Origin of the sequence: Streptomyces sp. NBC_00285, assembly GCF_036174265.1 — a bacterium.
Taxonomy (GTDB): Bacteria; Actinomycetota; Actinomycetes; order Streptomycetales; family Streptomycetaceae; genus Streptomyces.
In genome coordinates this window covers 6,791,213-6,804,042 of record NZ_CP108055.1, presented here as the reverse complement: position 1 = coordinate 6,804,042, position 12,830 = coordinate 6,791,213, and the positions used below count along the sequence as shown (strand labels likewise).

The 12,830-nt window shown below is 71.3% G+C and carries 14 protein-coding genes; 9 read left to right on the top strand and 5 right to left on the bottom strand.

Annotation, left to right across the window (positions count from 1 at the left end):
- Positions 1–80: 80 nt before the first annotated feature.
- From afsQ1 to OHT57_RS31595, 5 genes are all read left to right on the top strand, one after another.
- Positions 81–758, top strand: a complete 678-nt coding sequence (gene afsQ1 / locus OHT57_RS31615) for a two-component system response regulator AfsQ1 (protein WP_046261189.1) — start codon at positions 81–83, stop codon at positions 756–758.
- The gene (locus OHT57_RS31610; protein WP_328750065.1) at positions 755–2,332 is read left to right on the top strand and encodes a HAMP domain-containing sensor histidine kinase; all 1,578 of its coding nucleotides are present in this window, start codon (positions 755–757) and stop codon (positions 2,330–2,332) included. Before afsQ1 ends, OHT57_RS31610 begins: the two co-directional genes overlap by 4 nt.
- A complete protein-coding gene (locus tag OHT57_RS31605; protein WP_328750063.1) occupies positions 2,329–2,928 on the top strand; it encodes a hypothetical protein in 600 nt (199 codons plus the stop codon). Before OHT57_RS31610 ends, OHT57_RS31605 begins: the two co-directional genes overlap by 4 nt.
- Positions 2,929–3,021: 93 nt before the next feature.
- Entirely contained in the window at positions 3,022–3,570 is a 549-nt protein-coding gene (locus tag OHT57_RS31600) for a VanZ family protein (RefSeq protein ID WP_443053635.1), read from the top strand.
- Between the two features lie 92 nt (positions 3,571–3,662).
- A complete protein-coding gene (locus tag OHT57_RS31595; RefSeq protein WP_328750058.1) occupies positions 3,663–3,863 on the top strand; it encodes a PspC domain-containing protein in 201 nt (66 codons plus the stop codon).
- An 83-nt stretch (positions 3,864–3,946) separates the two neighbouring features.
- Here OHT57_RS31595 and OHT57_RS31590 read toward each other — a convergent pair whose 3' ends face one another.
- Positions 3,947–4,306 carry an ATP-binding protein gene (locus tag OHT57_RS31590; RefSeq protein WP_328750056.1) on the bottom strand — a complete coding sequence of 120 codons (360 nt, stop codon included), beginning with the start codon at positions 4,304–4,306 and terminating at the stop codon, positions 3,947–3,949.
- 137 nt (positions 4,307–4,443) lie between these two features.
- Complete coding sequence (locus OHT57_RS31585; RefSeq protein WP_328750054.1) at positions 4,444–5,607, bottom strand: adenosine deaminase; 1,164 nt, start codon at positions 5,605–5,607, stop codon at positions 4,444–4,446.
- Between the two features lie 113 nt (positions 5,608–5,720).
- On the opposite strand from OHT57_RS31585, the gene OHT57_RS31580 reads away from it, so the two are divergent.
- The gene (locus tag OHT57_RS31580) at positions 5,721–6,476 is read left to right on the top strand and encodes an alpha/beta hydrolase (RefSeq protein ID WP_328750052.1); all 756 of its coding nucleotides are present in this window, start codon (positions 5,721–5,723) and stop codon (positions 6,474–6,476) included.
- 20 nt (positions 6,477–6,496) lie between these two features.
- On the opposite strand, the gene OHT57_RS31575 is transcribed toward OHT57_RS31580, so the two are convergent.
- Positions 6,497–7,447, bottom strand: a complete 951-nt coding sequence (locus tag OHT57_RS31575; RefSeq protein WP_328750050.1) for a LysR family transcriptional regulator — start codon at positions 7,445–7,447, stop codon at positions 6,497–6,499.
- Positions 7,448–7,510: 63 nt separating this feature from the next.
- Between OHT57_RS31575 and OHT57_RS31570 the strand changes: the two genes are divergently transcribed.
- Entirely contained in the window at positions 7,511–8,791 is a 1,281-nt protein-coding gene (locus tag OHT57_RS31570) for an MFS transporter (RefSeq protein ID WP_328750048.1), read from the top strand.
- Between the two features lie 225 nt (positions 8,792–9,016).
- Positions 9,017–10,030, top strand: coding sequence for a sigma-70 family RNA polymerase sigma factor (locus tag OHT57_RS31565; protein WP_328750046.1), 1,014 nt, complete (start codon positions 9,017–9,019; stop codon positions 10,028–10,030).
- Here the strand turns inward: OHT57_RS31565 and OHT57_RS31560 are convergent.
- Positions 9,914–10,300, bottom strand: coding sequence for an STAS domain-containing protein (locus OHT57_RS31560; RefSeq protein WP_328750044.1), 387 nt, complete (start codon positions 10,298–10,300; stop codon positions 9,914–9,916). The two genes, OHT57_RS31565 and OHT57_RS31560, sit on opposite strands and share 117 nt — an antisense overlap.
- 117 nt (positions 10,301–10,417) lie before the next feature.
- On the opposite strand from OHT57_RS31560, the gene OHT57_RS31555 reads away from it, so the two are divergent.
- Complete coding sequence (locus OHT57_RS31555) at positions 10,418–11,341, top strand: AEC family transporter (RefSeq protein WP_328750042.1); 924 nt, start codon at positions 10,418–10,420, stop codon at positions 11,339–11,341.
- A gap of 135 nt (positions 11,342–11,476) precedes the next feature.
- Here OHT57_RS31555 and OHT57_RS31550 read toward each other — a convergent pair whose 3' ends face one another.
- Complete coding sequence (locus OHT57_RS31550) at positions 11,477–12,754, bottom strand: thymidine phosphorylase (protein WP_328753380.1); 1,278 nt, start codon at positions 12,752–12,754, stop codon at positions 11,477–11,479.
- Between the last annotated feature and the right edge of the window lie 76 nt (positions 12,755–12,830).

Below are 12,830 nucleotides of genomic sequence, written 5' to 3'. Positions count from 1 at the left end.
GAGGGTCATTGATGAATGCCTTAGGGACTGCCGCGGCCCACAGGTCGAACAGCACCCCCTCCATGGGCCAGAATGAGCCCGTGCCTTCCCTGTTGCTGATCGAGGACGACGACGCCATCCGCACGGCCCTGGAGCTGTCCCTTACGCGCCAGGGCCACCGGGTTGCCACCGCTGCCACCGGTGAGGACGGTCTGAAACTGCTCCGTGAGCAGCGGCCCGACCTGATCGTGCTGGACGTGATGCTGCCCGGCATCGACGGGTTCGAGGTGTGCCGGCGTATCCGGCGCACGGACCAGCTGCCGATCATTCTGCTGACCGCGCGCAGCGACGACATCGACATCGTCGTCGGACTGGAGTCCGGCGCCGACGACTATGTCGTCAAGCCGATCCAGGGGCGGGTGCTGGACGCCCGCATCCGGGCCGTGCTGCGCCGCGGGGAACGCGAGTCGACCGACGCGGCGAGCTTCGGCTCCCTGGTCATCGACCGCGCGGCGATGACCGTCACGAAGAACGGCGAGGACCTGCAGCTCACCCCCACCGAGCTGAGGCTGCTCCTGGAGCTGAGCCGCAGGCCCGGCCAGGCCCTGTCGCGGCAGCAGTTGCTGCGGCTGGTGTGGGAGCACGACTACCTCGGTGACTCGCGCCTGGTGGACGCCTGTGTGCAGCGGCTGCGCGCCAAGGTCGAGGACGTGCCGTCGTCCCCGACGCTGATCCGTACCGTGCGGGGCGTGGGCTACCGGCTGGACACGCCTCAGTGACCGAAGCACAAGGGGGCTTCCGCGACTGGTTCGCGGCTCGCAAGGGTGTGTGGTCAGGGCTGCGCTTCACCAGTCTGCGGCTGCGTCTCGTGGTCGTGTTCGGCCTGGTGGCGCTGACCGCCGCCGTTTCCGCGTCCGGGATCGCGTACTGGCTCAACCGCGAGGCGGTGCTCACCCGCGCCCAGGACGCGGTGCTGCGGGACTTCCAGCAGGAGATGCAGAACCGCGCGGGCGCGCTGCCCGAGCACCCCACACAGGGCGAACTCCAGCAGGCGGCCGGGCAGATGGCGGGCAGCAGCCAGCGCTTCAGCGTGCTGCTGGTCTCCGACGGCACCAAGGGCCGGACGGTGTACGGCAATTCGGGCGCCCTGGACGGTTTCACGCTCCAGGACGTGCCCGTGTCGCTGCGCGAGGCGGTGAACGAGAAGCAGGCCGTCGACTCCGCCAACACGTACGCGTATCACCTGTACTGGCAGCGGGTCGTCAACCACGACACCCCGTACCTGGTCGCCGGTACGAGGGTGATCGGGGGCGGGCCGACCGGTTACATGCTCACGTCCCTGGAGCCGGAGGCCAAGGACCTCAACTCCCTTGCCTGGTCGCTGGGTATCGCCACCGGGCTCGCCCTGATCGGCTCCGCGCTGCTCGCGCAGGCCGCCGCCACGACCGTACTGAAGCCGGTGCAACGGCTCGGGGTCGCCGCGCGCCGGCTCGGCGAGGGCAGGCTGGACACCCGGCTGCAGGTGTCCGGAACGGACGAACTCGCGGATCTGTCACGGACGTTCAACCACGCGGCCGAGGCCCTGGAGAAACGGGTCGACGACATGGCCGCGCGCGACAACGCGTCGCGGAGGTTCGTCGCCGACATGAGTCACGAACTGCGCACCCCTCTCACCGCGATCACCGCCGTGACGGAGATCCTGGAGGAGGAGCTGGAGGCGGAGTCCGGGTCGATGGACCCGATGATCGAGCCCGCCGTGCGCCTGGTGGTCAGCGAGACGCGCCGCCTCAACAGCCTCGTCGAGAACCTCATGGAGGTCACCCGCTTCGACGCGGGCACGGCCCGGCTGGTGCTCGACGACGTGGACCTGGCCGACCAGATCACCGCGTGCATCGACGCGCGGGCGTGGCTGGACGCGGTGGACCTGGACGCCGAGCGCGGCATCCACGCCCGTCTCGACCCGCGCCGCCTCGACGTCATCCTGGCCAACCTGATCGGCAACGCCCTGAAGCACGGCGGCTCCCCGGTGCGGGTCTCGGTGCGTGCCGCGGCCGACGAGGTCGTCATCGGGGTGCGCGACCACGGCCCCGGCATCCCCGAGGACGTCCTCCCGCACGTGTTCGACCGCTTCTACAAGGCCAGCGCCTCCCGCCCTCGCTCCGAGGGCAGCGGCCTCGGCCTCTCGATCGCCCTGGAGAACGCCCACATCCACGGTGGCGGGATCACCGCGGCCAACTCCCCCGAGGGAGGTGCCGTGTTCACCCTGCGCATCCCCCGGGACGCCTCGGAACTGGCCGAGGAACTCCTCGCGGACATGAAGGACGACGCCTCGAAGAAGGGGGACGCCCGATGAACGTACGACGTCTGGCGGCGCTCCTCGTGCTCGCTCCTCTGCTCGCCGGGTGCGGGATCCGTTCCACGGAGGTGCCCACCGACTTCGGGCCCGCGCCCTCCCGGGTGCGGTGTTCGCTGTCCGAACCGGATGTCGCGGCGCAGGCGTCGCAGGGGCTTGCCGTGCAGGTGTTCCTGCTGTGCGGGGCGTCCTTGGTGGCCGTGGACCGGACCTTGCGGGTGCCGGACGGCACGGCGGACTCCGAGCGGCGGGTGCTGGTCGCACAGGGGCTCCTGGACCAGCTCGCCAAGGCCCCGTCGACCGCCGAGCGCGAGGCCGGCTACCAGACGTACATCCGCGGCGCCACGACCGTGAGCGGGCCGCGCCCCAAGGACCCCGAGGACACGCTCCGGCTGAGCACCCCGCCCGCCGAGCTGTCCGCCTACGCCCTCGCCCAGGTCGTGTGCACGTTCTCCGACTCGGCCGCCGCCGAGGGCGACGGTTCGGTGGTCCTCGGCGGCCCCGCGACCCCGCTGCGCCGCTACGAGTGCACCGACGAGGTCCGCTCCCGGCCGGGCAGCACACAGCCCCCGTCGACCGAGGTGACGGGCGGCTGACGCGGGCGCGGCGGGCACGTGTGGCGCAGGCCTCACCCAGGTACCTCGGGGTGTTCCGGAACCGATCGTGCCGAACGTGGCGTCTTGGGGGTCGTGCATCAAGGCTTCGTCGGCGGCAGTGCCGCCCTTCGCGTCCGTGTGGCAGGAGGTGTCCTCCTGGTCACACACCTCGCGTTCGTCGCCTGGTTCACGCTGCGACCCCTGGACGTACCGTGGGTCGTCCCGCCCAACCTGCACCCGCTCGCCGGTATCCGCGCCGACCTCGCCCTCGGCGGGCAGGAGGCGGCCCGCCGTCTCGGTGCGGGCCTCGCGCTGCTCGCGCCGCTGGGCTTCTTGCTCCCGATGGTGCACGGCAGGCTCCACGCCTCCCCGCTCGGCTCCCTGATCCGCACATCCGCCGCGGGGGCCCTGATCTCCCTGGGCATCGCGCTGCTGCAGACCGGGGTCCCCGGCCAGGTCCTCGACATCGACTCGCTGCTCCTGAACACCGCCGGCGTGGCCCTCGCGCACGTCGCGGTGGTGCCGGCGGCCCGCCACTGGATCCGCCGTGGGACGGAGCGCCACCGGCGCACCGCCGCCCGCCAGGAGGAGTCGGCTCAGGGTCTGACCCCGACGATTCCCAGGGTCGGGGTCGCACCGTAGAGCGACGCCTCGATCCGCTCGCCTCCGTAGCGTTGGAACCAGTCGGAAAGGGTCACCCGGACCCGACCACCGACGCTCACGAAGGAGCCGCAATGTCCCGCCTTGCCCGCCCCACCGACGGCCGCATGATCGGCGGAGTGTGTGCCGCGCTGGCACGGCGCTTCGGCACCTCGGCGACCACCATGCGCGTGATCTTCCTGGTGTCCTGTCTGCTGCCGGGTCCGCAGTTCCTGGTCTACATCGCGCTGTGGATCCTGTTCCCCTCGGAGGAGAAGGCGCAGGCCTCCTGGTAACCGCACCCGCACACGTACGCCGGTGGGGCGCACCCCGAGATCTCGGGGTGCGCCCCACCGGCGCGTGCGAGGAGCGGTACGACTCAGCCGAGCGGCAGGCCGTTCAGGCCGGTGCCGCTGCCGCCGGGCAGGACCTTGCCGATCGGCAGGCCGCCGAGGAGACCGGCGACGGGCGCGGTCGGGCCGTCGGCGAGCACCTTCTGGGCGGCGGGCTGCGCGGCGGCGAGACCCGCACCGAGCGCCGGCTGGGCCTGCGCCAGCGCCTCACCGGCACCCGGCAGCGCCTTGGTGACGTTCTCGGTGGGGAGCCCCTGGCTGACGGAGCCGAGCGCCTGAGTGGCGTCCGGGACCGCCGGAGCGGCGTTCGCGGCACCCGCGCCGACGGCGGCGAAGGCGGCACCGAGGGCGGCGACACCGAGGGTCTTGGCAGCAGACTGCTTCATGAAATGCGTCCTCGAAATGGGTTTACGGGGAAGAGCGGCCCACGACCGTAAACATGTGAACCGGTCCACCGCAAACATCGAAATGCGGACGGATTGTGAACACCCGCCCGCATTTCGTGCCGCCGAGTTCCCCCCGGTCAGCCACCCTCGACCACAGAACCGCTGGTGGAGGCGGTCTGCTGGAACAGCCATTCGGACTTCAGCTCGGCGTATCCGGGCTTGATGACGTCACTGATCATCGCGAGTCGTTCATCGAAAGGAATGAACGCTGATTTCATCGCATTGACGGAGAACCACTGCAGATCATCGAGCGTATAACCGAACGCGTCGACAAGGTGCTCGAATTCCCGGCTCATTCCGGTCCCGGACATCAGTCGGTTGTCGGTGTTCACGGTCGCCCTGAAGTGCAGCCGCCGGAGCAGTCCGATCGGGTGCTCGGCGTACGAGGACGCGGCCCCGGTCTGGAGGTTGGAGCTGGGGCACAGCTCCAGCGGGATCCGCTTGTCCCGGACGTACGAGGCGAGCCGGCCGAGCTTGACCGTGCCGTCCTCGTGGACCTGGATGTCGTCGATGATGCGCACACCGTGCCCGAGCCGGTCGGCGCCGCACCACTGCAGGGCCTGCCAGATGGACGGCAGCCCGAAGGCCTCGCCTGCGTGGATGGTGAAGTGGTTGTTCTCGCGCTTGAGGTACTCGAAGGCGTCGAGGTGCCGGGTGGGCGGGAACCCGGCCTCGGCGCCCGCGATGTCGAAGCCCACCACACCCAGGTCCCGGTAGCGGTTGGCGAGTTCGGCGATCTCCAGGGCGCGGGCCGCGTGCCGCATGGCGGTGAGCAGGGCGCCGACGCGGATGCGGTGACCGTTCGCCCTGGCCCTTCGCTCGCCTTCCCGGAAGCCCTCGTTGACGGCCTCGACGACCTCTTCGAGGGTCAGGCCCTTTTCGAGATGCTGTTCGGGGGCGTACCGCACCTCGGCGTAGACGACGCCGTCCTCGGCGAGGTCCTCGGCGCACTCGGCGGCGACCCGGACGAGGGCCTCGCGGGTCTGCATGACGCCGACGGTGTGCGAGAAGGTCTCCAGGTACCGCTCCAGCGAACCGGAGTCGGCGGCCTCGCGGAACCAGACGCCCAGCCGGTCCGCGTCGGTCTCGGGGAGCCCGGAGTACCCGGCCTCCCGGGCGAGGTCGACGACGGTGCCGGGGCGCAGCCCGCCGTCGAGGTGATCGTGCAGCAGAACCTTGGGTGCTCGGCGGATCTGGTCCGAGCTCGGGGCGTTCCCCGTCCGGTCAGTCTGGCTCGTCATTTTCGCACTCTAACGCCTACGCGCGTAGATCACCCGCTGTACGAATCCGCCGATACGTAACGGTGACCGCCCCGCCCCGTGTCGTCCACCCGGCCTTCTGACACTGTTCTGTCATGGCACAGCAAGCGACGCCGGTTCGCAGCGCCCGACTGGGCAGGACACTCGGCCCGGAGCCGGCGGCGGTGAGCGGGGTGGTGCTGCTCCTTCCGGGCGGCGGCGAAACCTCTCTGCGCAGGCCCTCCTCGGTACGACTTCCCTCCGCCATAAGGGCGTTGGGCCGACGACTGACCCGGGCGGGGCACAAGGACGGGCTCGCGGCGCACGTCGTGCACTACCGCTACCGGGGATGGAACGGCGGCGAGGCGCATCTCGCGCACGACGCGACCTGGGCCGCGGACGAGATCGTACGGCGATACGGCGACGTCCCCGTGGCCCTGGTCGGCATCGGCATGGGCGGGCGGGCCGCGTTGCGGGCGGGCGGCCACGAGGCCGTCAACTCCGTTGTGGCGATCGCGCCTTGGCTGCCCGAGGAGGACATGGCGGCCACTCCCGAACCGGTGAAGCAGCTCGTGGGGCGGCGGGTGCTGGTCGTGCACGGCACGAACGACCAGCGCACCGATCCCGAGTTGTCGTTCCGGCTGGCGTCCCGGGCGAAGAAGGCGAACCGGGAGGTGTGCCGGTTCGAGGTGCACTCCGACGGGCACGCGCTGCACCAGTACCGGGCCGAAGTGCAGGCGCTGGCCGAGGACTTCGTGATGGGGGCGCTGTTCGGGCGGGCGTTGTCGCGGCCGGTGCAGGACGCCCTTGCCGCTCCGCCGCCGCTGGGGCTGCGGATGCCGCTCGCCTCCGGGTTCGGGCGTCGACGGTAGGCGGGTCGGGGCCGCACTCCCTAGGGCAGCAGGTTGCCCCTTCTCGACAGCAGGAACTTCTTGAAGGCGGCCACCGGGGGTGTGTCCGGGTGGCCGTCCAGCCAGGCGACGCCGATCTCCCGTGCGGCCCTCGGGGCTGTGACCGTCAACTCCACCACTCCGGGGCGGGGGAAGGCCGGCGGTGGGAGCAGCGCCACCCCGAGTCCCGCCGCCACCAGGCCCCGCAACGTCTCCGCCTCCTCGCCCTCGAAGGCGATCCGCGGCTTGAATCCGGCTTCCTGGCAGAGGTCGTCGGTGATGCGGCGCAGGCCGTAGCCGGGTTCCAGGGTCACGAAGGACTCGTCGGCGGCCTCGGCCAGGCGGACGCGTCTGCGGGCCGCGAGGCGGTGGTCGGCGGGGACCACGAGCCGCAGCTTCTGCTCGTCGAGGCGGCGGGCGACCAGGTCGGGGGCGTCCGGGACCGGGGAGGTCAGGCACAGGTCCAGCTCCCCCGCCCGCAACCGCTCGATCATCGCCTCACCGTAGTTCTGGACCAGGCTGAAGCGGACGCGCGGGTGGTCGGCGCGGAACGCCCGGATGAGACCGGGAACGGTTTCCGAACCCATGGTGTGCAGGAAGCCGAAGGCGACCTTGCCGGTGGCCGGGTCGGCGTCCGCGCGGACCTCGTCGGCGGCGCGCCCGACCTCCGCGAGGGCCCGTTCGACGGAGGCGAGGAAGGTGCGCCCCGCGGGGGTGAGGGAGACCGTGCGGCCGATGCGGGCGAACAGGTCGACACCCAGGTCCTGCTCCAGGCGGACCATCGCGCGGGAGAGCGTCGACTGGGGTACGTCCATCTCCTGCGCGGCGCGGGTGACGTGCTCGGTGCGGGCGACCCCGGCGAAGTAGGCGAGCCGCGGGGCCAGCGACATCACCATGTCTTGTGTGTCACTGGACGGTGACAGACGCGCCTGTGACCTCTGCTGATGCTCCATAGGAACGATTATGGCGAATCCGTGCATTGGACGGATGAGCGGAGCCGTACGTAACTTCGAGGCATGCCTGCCAGTACCGAGGCGCCCACCCGCGTGGGCGCCGTCCCTGTTGTCCCTGCCTCCGCCGCCTCCGTCACCGACTCCCGGCTGACCCCGGGCGGCCCCGGCTACCGCCGGATGAGCTTCGCCCTCTTCCTCGCCGGTGTCGCGACCTTCGCTCTGCTGTACTCCACACAGGCCCTCCTCCCGCTGATCTCCGGCGAGTTCGGGGTGTCGGCGGGCGACGCGAGCTGGACGGTGGCGGCTGCGACGGGCGGACTCGCGCTGTTCGTGCTGCCGATGAGTGCCCTCTCCGAGCGCTTCGGACGCCGTACGGTCATGACGGCCTCGCTGGCGGTCGCGGTGGCCGTCGGGGTCCTGGTCCCCTTCGCGCCCTCGCTGCCCGCCCTGGTCGCGCTGCGGGCCGTGCAGGGGGCGGCCCTGGCCGGGCTGCCCGCCTCCGCGACGGCGTATCTCGCCGAGGAGGTCCGCCCGAAGGCCCTGGTCACGGCGATCGGCCTGTTCGTCGCCGGTAACAGCGTCGGCGGTATGAGCGGCCGGGTCATCACCGGCTGGGTCGCCCAGGAGTGGGGCTGGCGGGTGGCCGTGGGGGTCATCGGCGCGATCGCGGTGGCGTGTGCGGTGGCGTTCCGCCTGCTGCTCCCGGCGCCGAAGCACTTCGTGGCGGGCTCGCTGCGGCCGGGCGTACTGCTCGGCACGGTCCGTGGACACCTGCGCGACCCGCTGCTGCGCCGGCTGTACGCGATCGGCGCCCTGTTCATGACGGTCTTCGGCGGCGTCTACACGGTGATCGGCTACCGCCTGACCGAGGCGCCCTTCTCGCTCCCCCAGGGCATCATCGGCTCGATCTTCCTGGTCTACCTGGTGGGCACGGTGTCCGCGTCGACGGCCGGGCGGTTGGTCGGACGCCTGGGCCGCCGGGGCGCGCTGTACGCGGCGGGCGGGACGACGGCGACGGGGCTGGTCCTGTCCCTGTCCGGCTCCCTGTGGGTCGTCCTGCTCGGCCTGGTCCTGATCACCGGCGGGTTCTTCGCGGGGCACGCGGTGGCGTCCTCGGCGGTCAGCAAGACGGCCACGCACGGGCGCGCCCAAGCTTCGGCGCTCTACCAGTCCGCCTACTACGTCGGCTCCAGCGCGGGCAGCACGGTCGGTGCGGTCGCCTTCCACGCGGGTGGCTGGGGCGGGACCGTGGGGGTCGGGCTGCTGGCGGTGCTCGGCGTGGTGTCGATCACCGTCCTCGGTACGCGCGCGGCGAGGGTCGAGCGGCGGCTCGCGACGGCTTGAGCGGGGCCGCGTCCTTCGGGGGCTGCGCCCTCGAACCCCCGCTCCTCGAACGCCGGAGGGGCTGATTTCAGGGCCGATGGGGGTTCGGGGGCGCAGCCCCAGGGACGGGATGGGGTCTGAGCTGCAGATTTGTTCACTCGGCACGCCATTGTCAGACCCCTGCGGTAGCTTCCAAGTACTGGGCGCAGAGGCGCGACACAGCAGGGCCACAGGGGTGGGTGGACGATGGACGGCACGGCGACGACGACGGACCTCGACGTGAGGCTCGAGAAGCACCGCACCGAGCTGACGGGGTACTGCTACCGCATGCTCGGCTCCTCCTTCGAGGCCGAGGACGCCGTGCAGGACACGATGGTGCGGGCCTGGCGGAACTACGAGAAGTTCGAGGGCCGTTCCAGCCTCCGCTCATGGCTGTACCGGATCGCGACGAACGTCTGCCTGGACATGCTGACGGCGGGCAACAAGCGCGCCCGTCCGATGGACCTCTCGGAGTCGACGCCCCTCACCCAGGCCGCTCTCTCCCCCCGCCCCGATCACACCTGGCTGGAGCCGATGCCGGACAACCGCATCCTGCCGACGGTCGAGGACCCGGCCGATGCGGCGGTCGCGAAGGAGACCGTGCGGCTCGCGTTCATGGCCGCCCTTCAGCAACTGCCGCCCAAGCAGCGTGCGGTGCTGATCCTGCGTGAGGTGCTGGCCTGGAAGGCGAGCGAGGTCGCCGAGCTGCTCGACACCTCCGTCGCCTCGGTCAACAGCGCCCTCCAGCGGGCCCGCGCCACCCTCGCCGAGCGGGAGGAGCACGGCGCCGACGCGGCCGTGTCCGACCCACTGGACGAGGAGCAGCAAAAGCTCCTGGACCGCTATGTGAAGGCGTTCGAGGGGTATGACATGACGGCGCTGACGGCCCTCCTCCACGAGGACGCGATCATGTCGATGCCGCCGTTCGACCTGTGGCTGACGGGCCACGACGACATCACGGGCTTCATGACGACCCTGGGCTCGGCCTGCGAGGGCTCGCGTCTGCTGCCCGTCCAGGTCAACGGGCTGCCGGGGTTCGCCCAGTACAAGCCGGACCCGGAGAAGGGCGGTTACAGCCCGTGGGCGGTGCAGGTGCTCGAGATCTCAGACGGCCGGCTCACCGGGTTCCACTTCTTCCTCGACACCCAGCGCTGGTTCCCCCTGTTCGGTCTGCCCCTCCACCTCGAAGCGGAGGCCGACGAGATCGAGAAGGGCGTGTAGCCCGGGGTCGGGATCGCGCAGCCTGATCCGGCCCCCGGCGCGGCGCGCCGCGAGCTGGAGCCGGGCGAGCAGGTCGACGGTCCCGAGCCCCGGCGGCCCGAGCCCGGCGACATCGCACACCACGACCCCGGTGCCGGACGTCCGCAACAGCGCCCGGACCTCGTCGCTCAGCCCCGTCACCTCGTCCCGGGTGACGGGGCCTGCCAGCATGAGTACGGCGGGTGTCATGGCGTCCACGAGCGGTAGACCGGGCGGGCGGGCGTAACTCATCGGTCACGCAGGATCACGTTGACCTGGGGGCCCTCTGCCCCCGAGGGTTGCCTGTATGCGCCACCCATCAGCATCTCCCTGGCTGTGCCACGCCCTCTTCACCTCCGGGGAGTCTCCGTGCAGGGGGTGCTGACCGGCTTCGCGGTGATCGCGGTCGTCATCGGGGTGGGCTATCTCATCGGGCTGCGTGGTTACCTCGGCGACCAGGGCCGGGAGGTCCTGACCAAGCTGGCGTTCCATGTGGCGTCCCCGGCCCTGCTGTTCACCACGCTGGCGCGGGCCGACCTGTCGGTGATCTTCTCCAGCCGTCTCCTGGTGACGGCACTGAGCACGGCCGCGGCGGCGGGGATCTTCGTGGCGGTGGGTGTCGTACGCGGCTGGGGAGTCGGCCGTACGACGATCGGCGCGCTGTGCTCGTCCTACGTCAACTCGGGCAATCTCGGCATCCCGATCGCGGTGTACGTCCTGGGCGACGCGTCGCTGGTGGCGCCGGTGCTGCTGTTCCAGCTGGTCGGGGTGACCCCGGTGGCGTTGACGGTCCTGGATCTCGCGTCGGGCGAGGGCGACAGGGGCCCCCTGTGGCGGCGGCTGCTGACTCCTCTGCGCAACCCGATCGCGGTCGGCTCGCTGGCCGGGGTCGCGGTCTCGGCGACGGGAGTGCACATCCCGGCCGCGGTGATGGACCCCGTCACCCTCATCGGCGGCATGTCGGTCCCGGCGGTCCTCCTCGCCTTCGGCATCTCCCTGTGCGGCAGCACGATGCCCGGCCGGGGTCCGGACCGGCAGCTCGTCCTGCTCTCGGTCGCGCTGAAGGCGGTGGGGCAGCCGGCGGCGGCCTGGGCGCTGGCGGCCGGTGTCTTCGGCCTCCACGGAGCCCAACTCCTAGACGTGGTGGTGACGTCGGCTCTGCCGGCCGCGCAGAACCTGTACACGTACGCGTCGACCTACGGCGTGGGAGAGCGCCTGGCCAGGGACTCGATCCTGGTGTCGACGGTGTTGTCGGTGCCGGTGCTGGTGGTCGTGGCGGCGTTGTTGGGGTGAGCGAACCCCGCGGTGTCGGCGGTGTCAGCGGTGAGTGCGACGGGCTGGGGAAGAGCTCGTCCATGAGGGCGGCGCACATGCCGAACGGGACCGGCGGTGGTCCACCGATCCCGTTCACCCGCACGAGGGGCCAGGTCAGGCGATGCGCTCCAGCACCACCGGCGACGCCGTGAAAGCCGTACCCGCCGCCGCGATGTCGTAGGAACCCTCGATCGACTTCAGGGCGTACTCGAAGCGTTCCGGGGTGTCGGTGTGGAGGGTCAGGAGGGGCTGGCCCTCCGTCACCGTGTCGCCGGGCTTGGCGTGCATCTCCACGCCCGCGCCCGCCTGAACCGGGTCCTCCTTGCGGGCCCGGCCCGCGCCGAGGCGCCAGGCGGCGACGCCGATGCCGTAGGCGTCGAGCCGGGTCAGGACGCCCGAGGTCGTGGCCCTGATGACGTGCTGCTCGCGGGCCACCGGCAACGAGGCGTCCGGGTCGCCGCCCTGGGCCGCGATCATCCGGCGCCACACGTCCATCGCCGAGCCGTCGGCCAGGGCCTTCGCCGGGTCGACGTCACGGACGCCCGCCGCGGCCAGCATCTCGCGGGCCAGGGCGAGGGTCAGCTCGACCACGTCGGAGGGGCCGCCGCCCGCCAGGACCTCCACCGACTCGCGGATCTCAAGGGCGTTGCCCGCCGTCAGGCCCAGCGGGGTCGACATGTCCGTCAGCAGGGCCACCGTCTTCACGCCGTGGTCCGTGCCCAGGCCGACCATCGTCGACGCCAGCTCGCGGGCGTCCTCGATGGTCTTCATGAAGGCGCCGGTGCCGACCTTCACGTCCAGGACCAGGGACCCCGTCCCCTCCGCGATCTTCTTCGACATGATGGAGGAGGCGATCAGGGGGATCGCCTCGACCGTGCCGGTGACGTCCCGCAGGGCGTACAGCTTCTTGTCGGCGGGGGCCAGGCCGTCGCCCGCAGCGCAGATCACCGCGCCGGTGGTGTCGAGGACGTTCAGCATCTCCTCGTTGGACAGCAGCGCGCGCCAGCCGGGGATCGACTCCAGCTTGTCCAGGGTGCCGCCGGTGTGGCCGAGGCCCCGGCCCGAGAGCTGGGGCACGGCCGCGCCGCAGGCCGCCACCAGGGGCGCAAGCGGCAGCGTGATCTTGTCGCCGACGCCGCCCGTGGAGTGCTTGTCGGCGGTCGGGCGGGACAGCGAGGAGAAGTCCATGCGCTCGCCGGAGGCGATCATCGCGGCCGTCCAGCGGGCGATCTCACGGCGGTTCATGCCGTTGAGCAGGATCGCCATCGCGAGCGCGGACATCTGTTCGTCGGCGACCTCTCCGCGGGTGTACGCGTCGATGACCCAGTCGATCTGCTCGTCGCTGAGTTCACCGCGGTCCCGCTTGGTACGGATCACGGAGATGACATCCATCGACAACAGCGCCATGGCTTTCCTTCCAGAACGTTCAAAGCGACGGCCCCTCCGGGCCATGGGGCATGACCGGCTC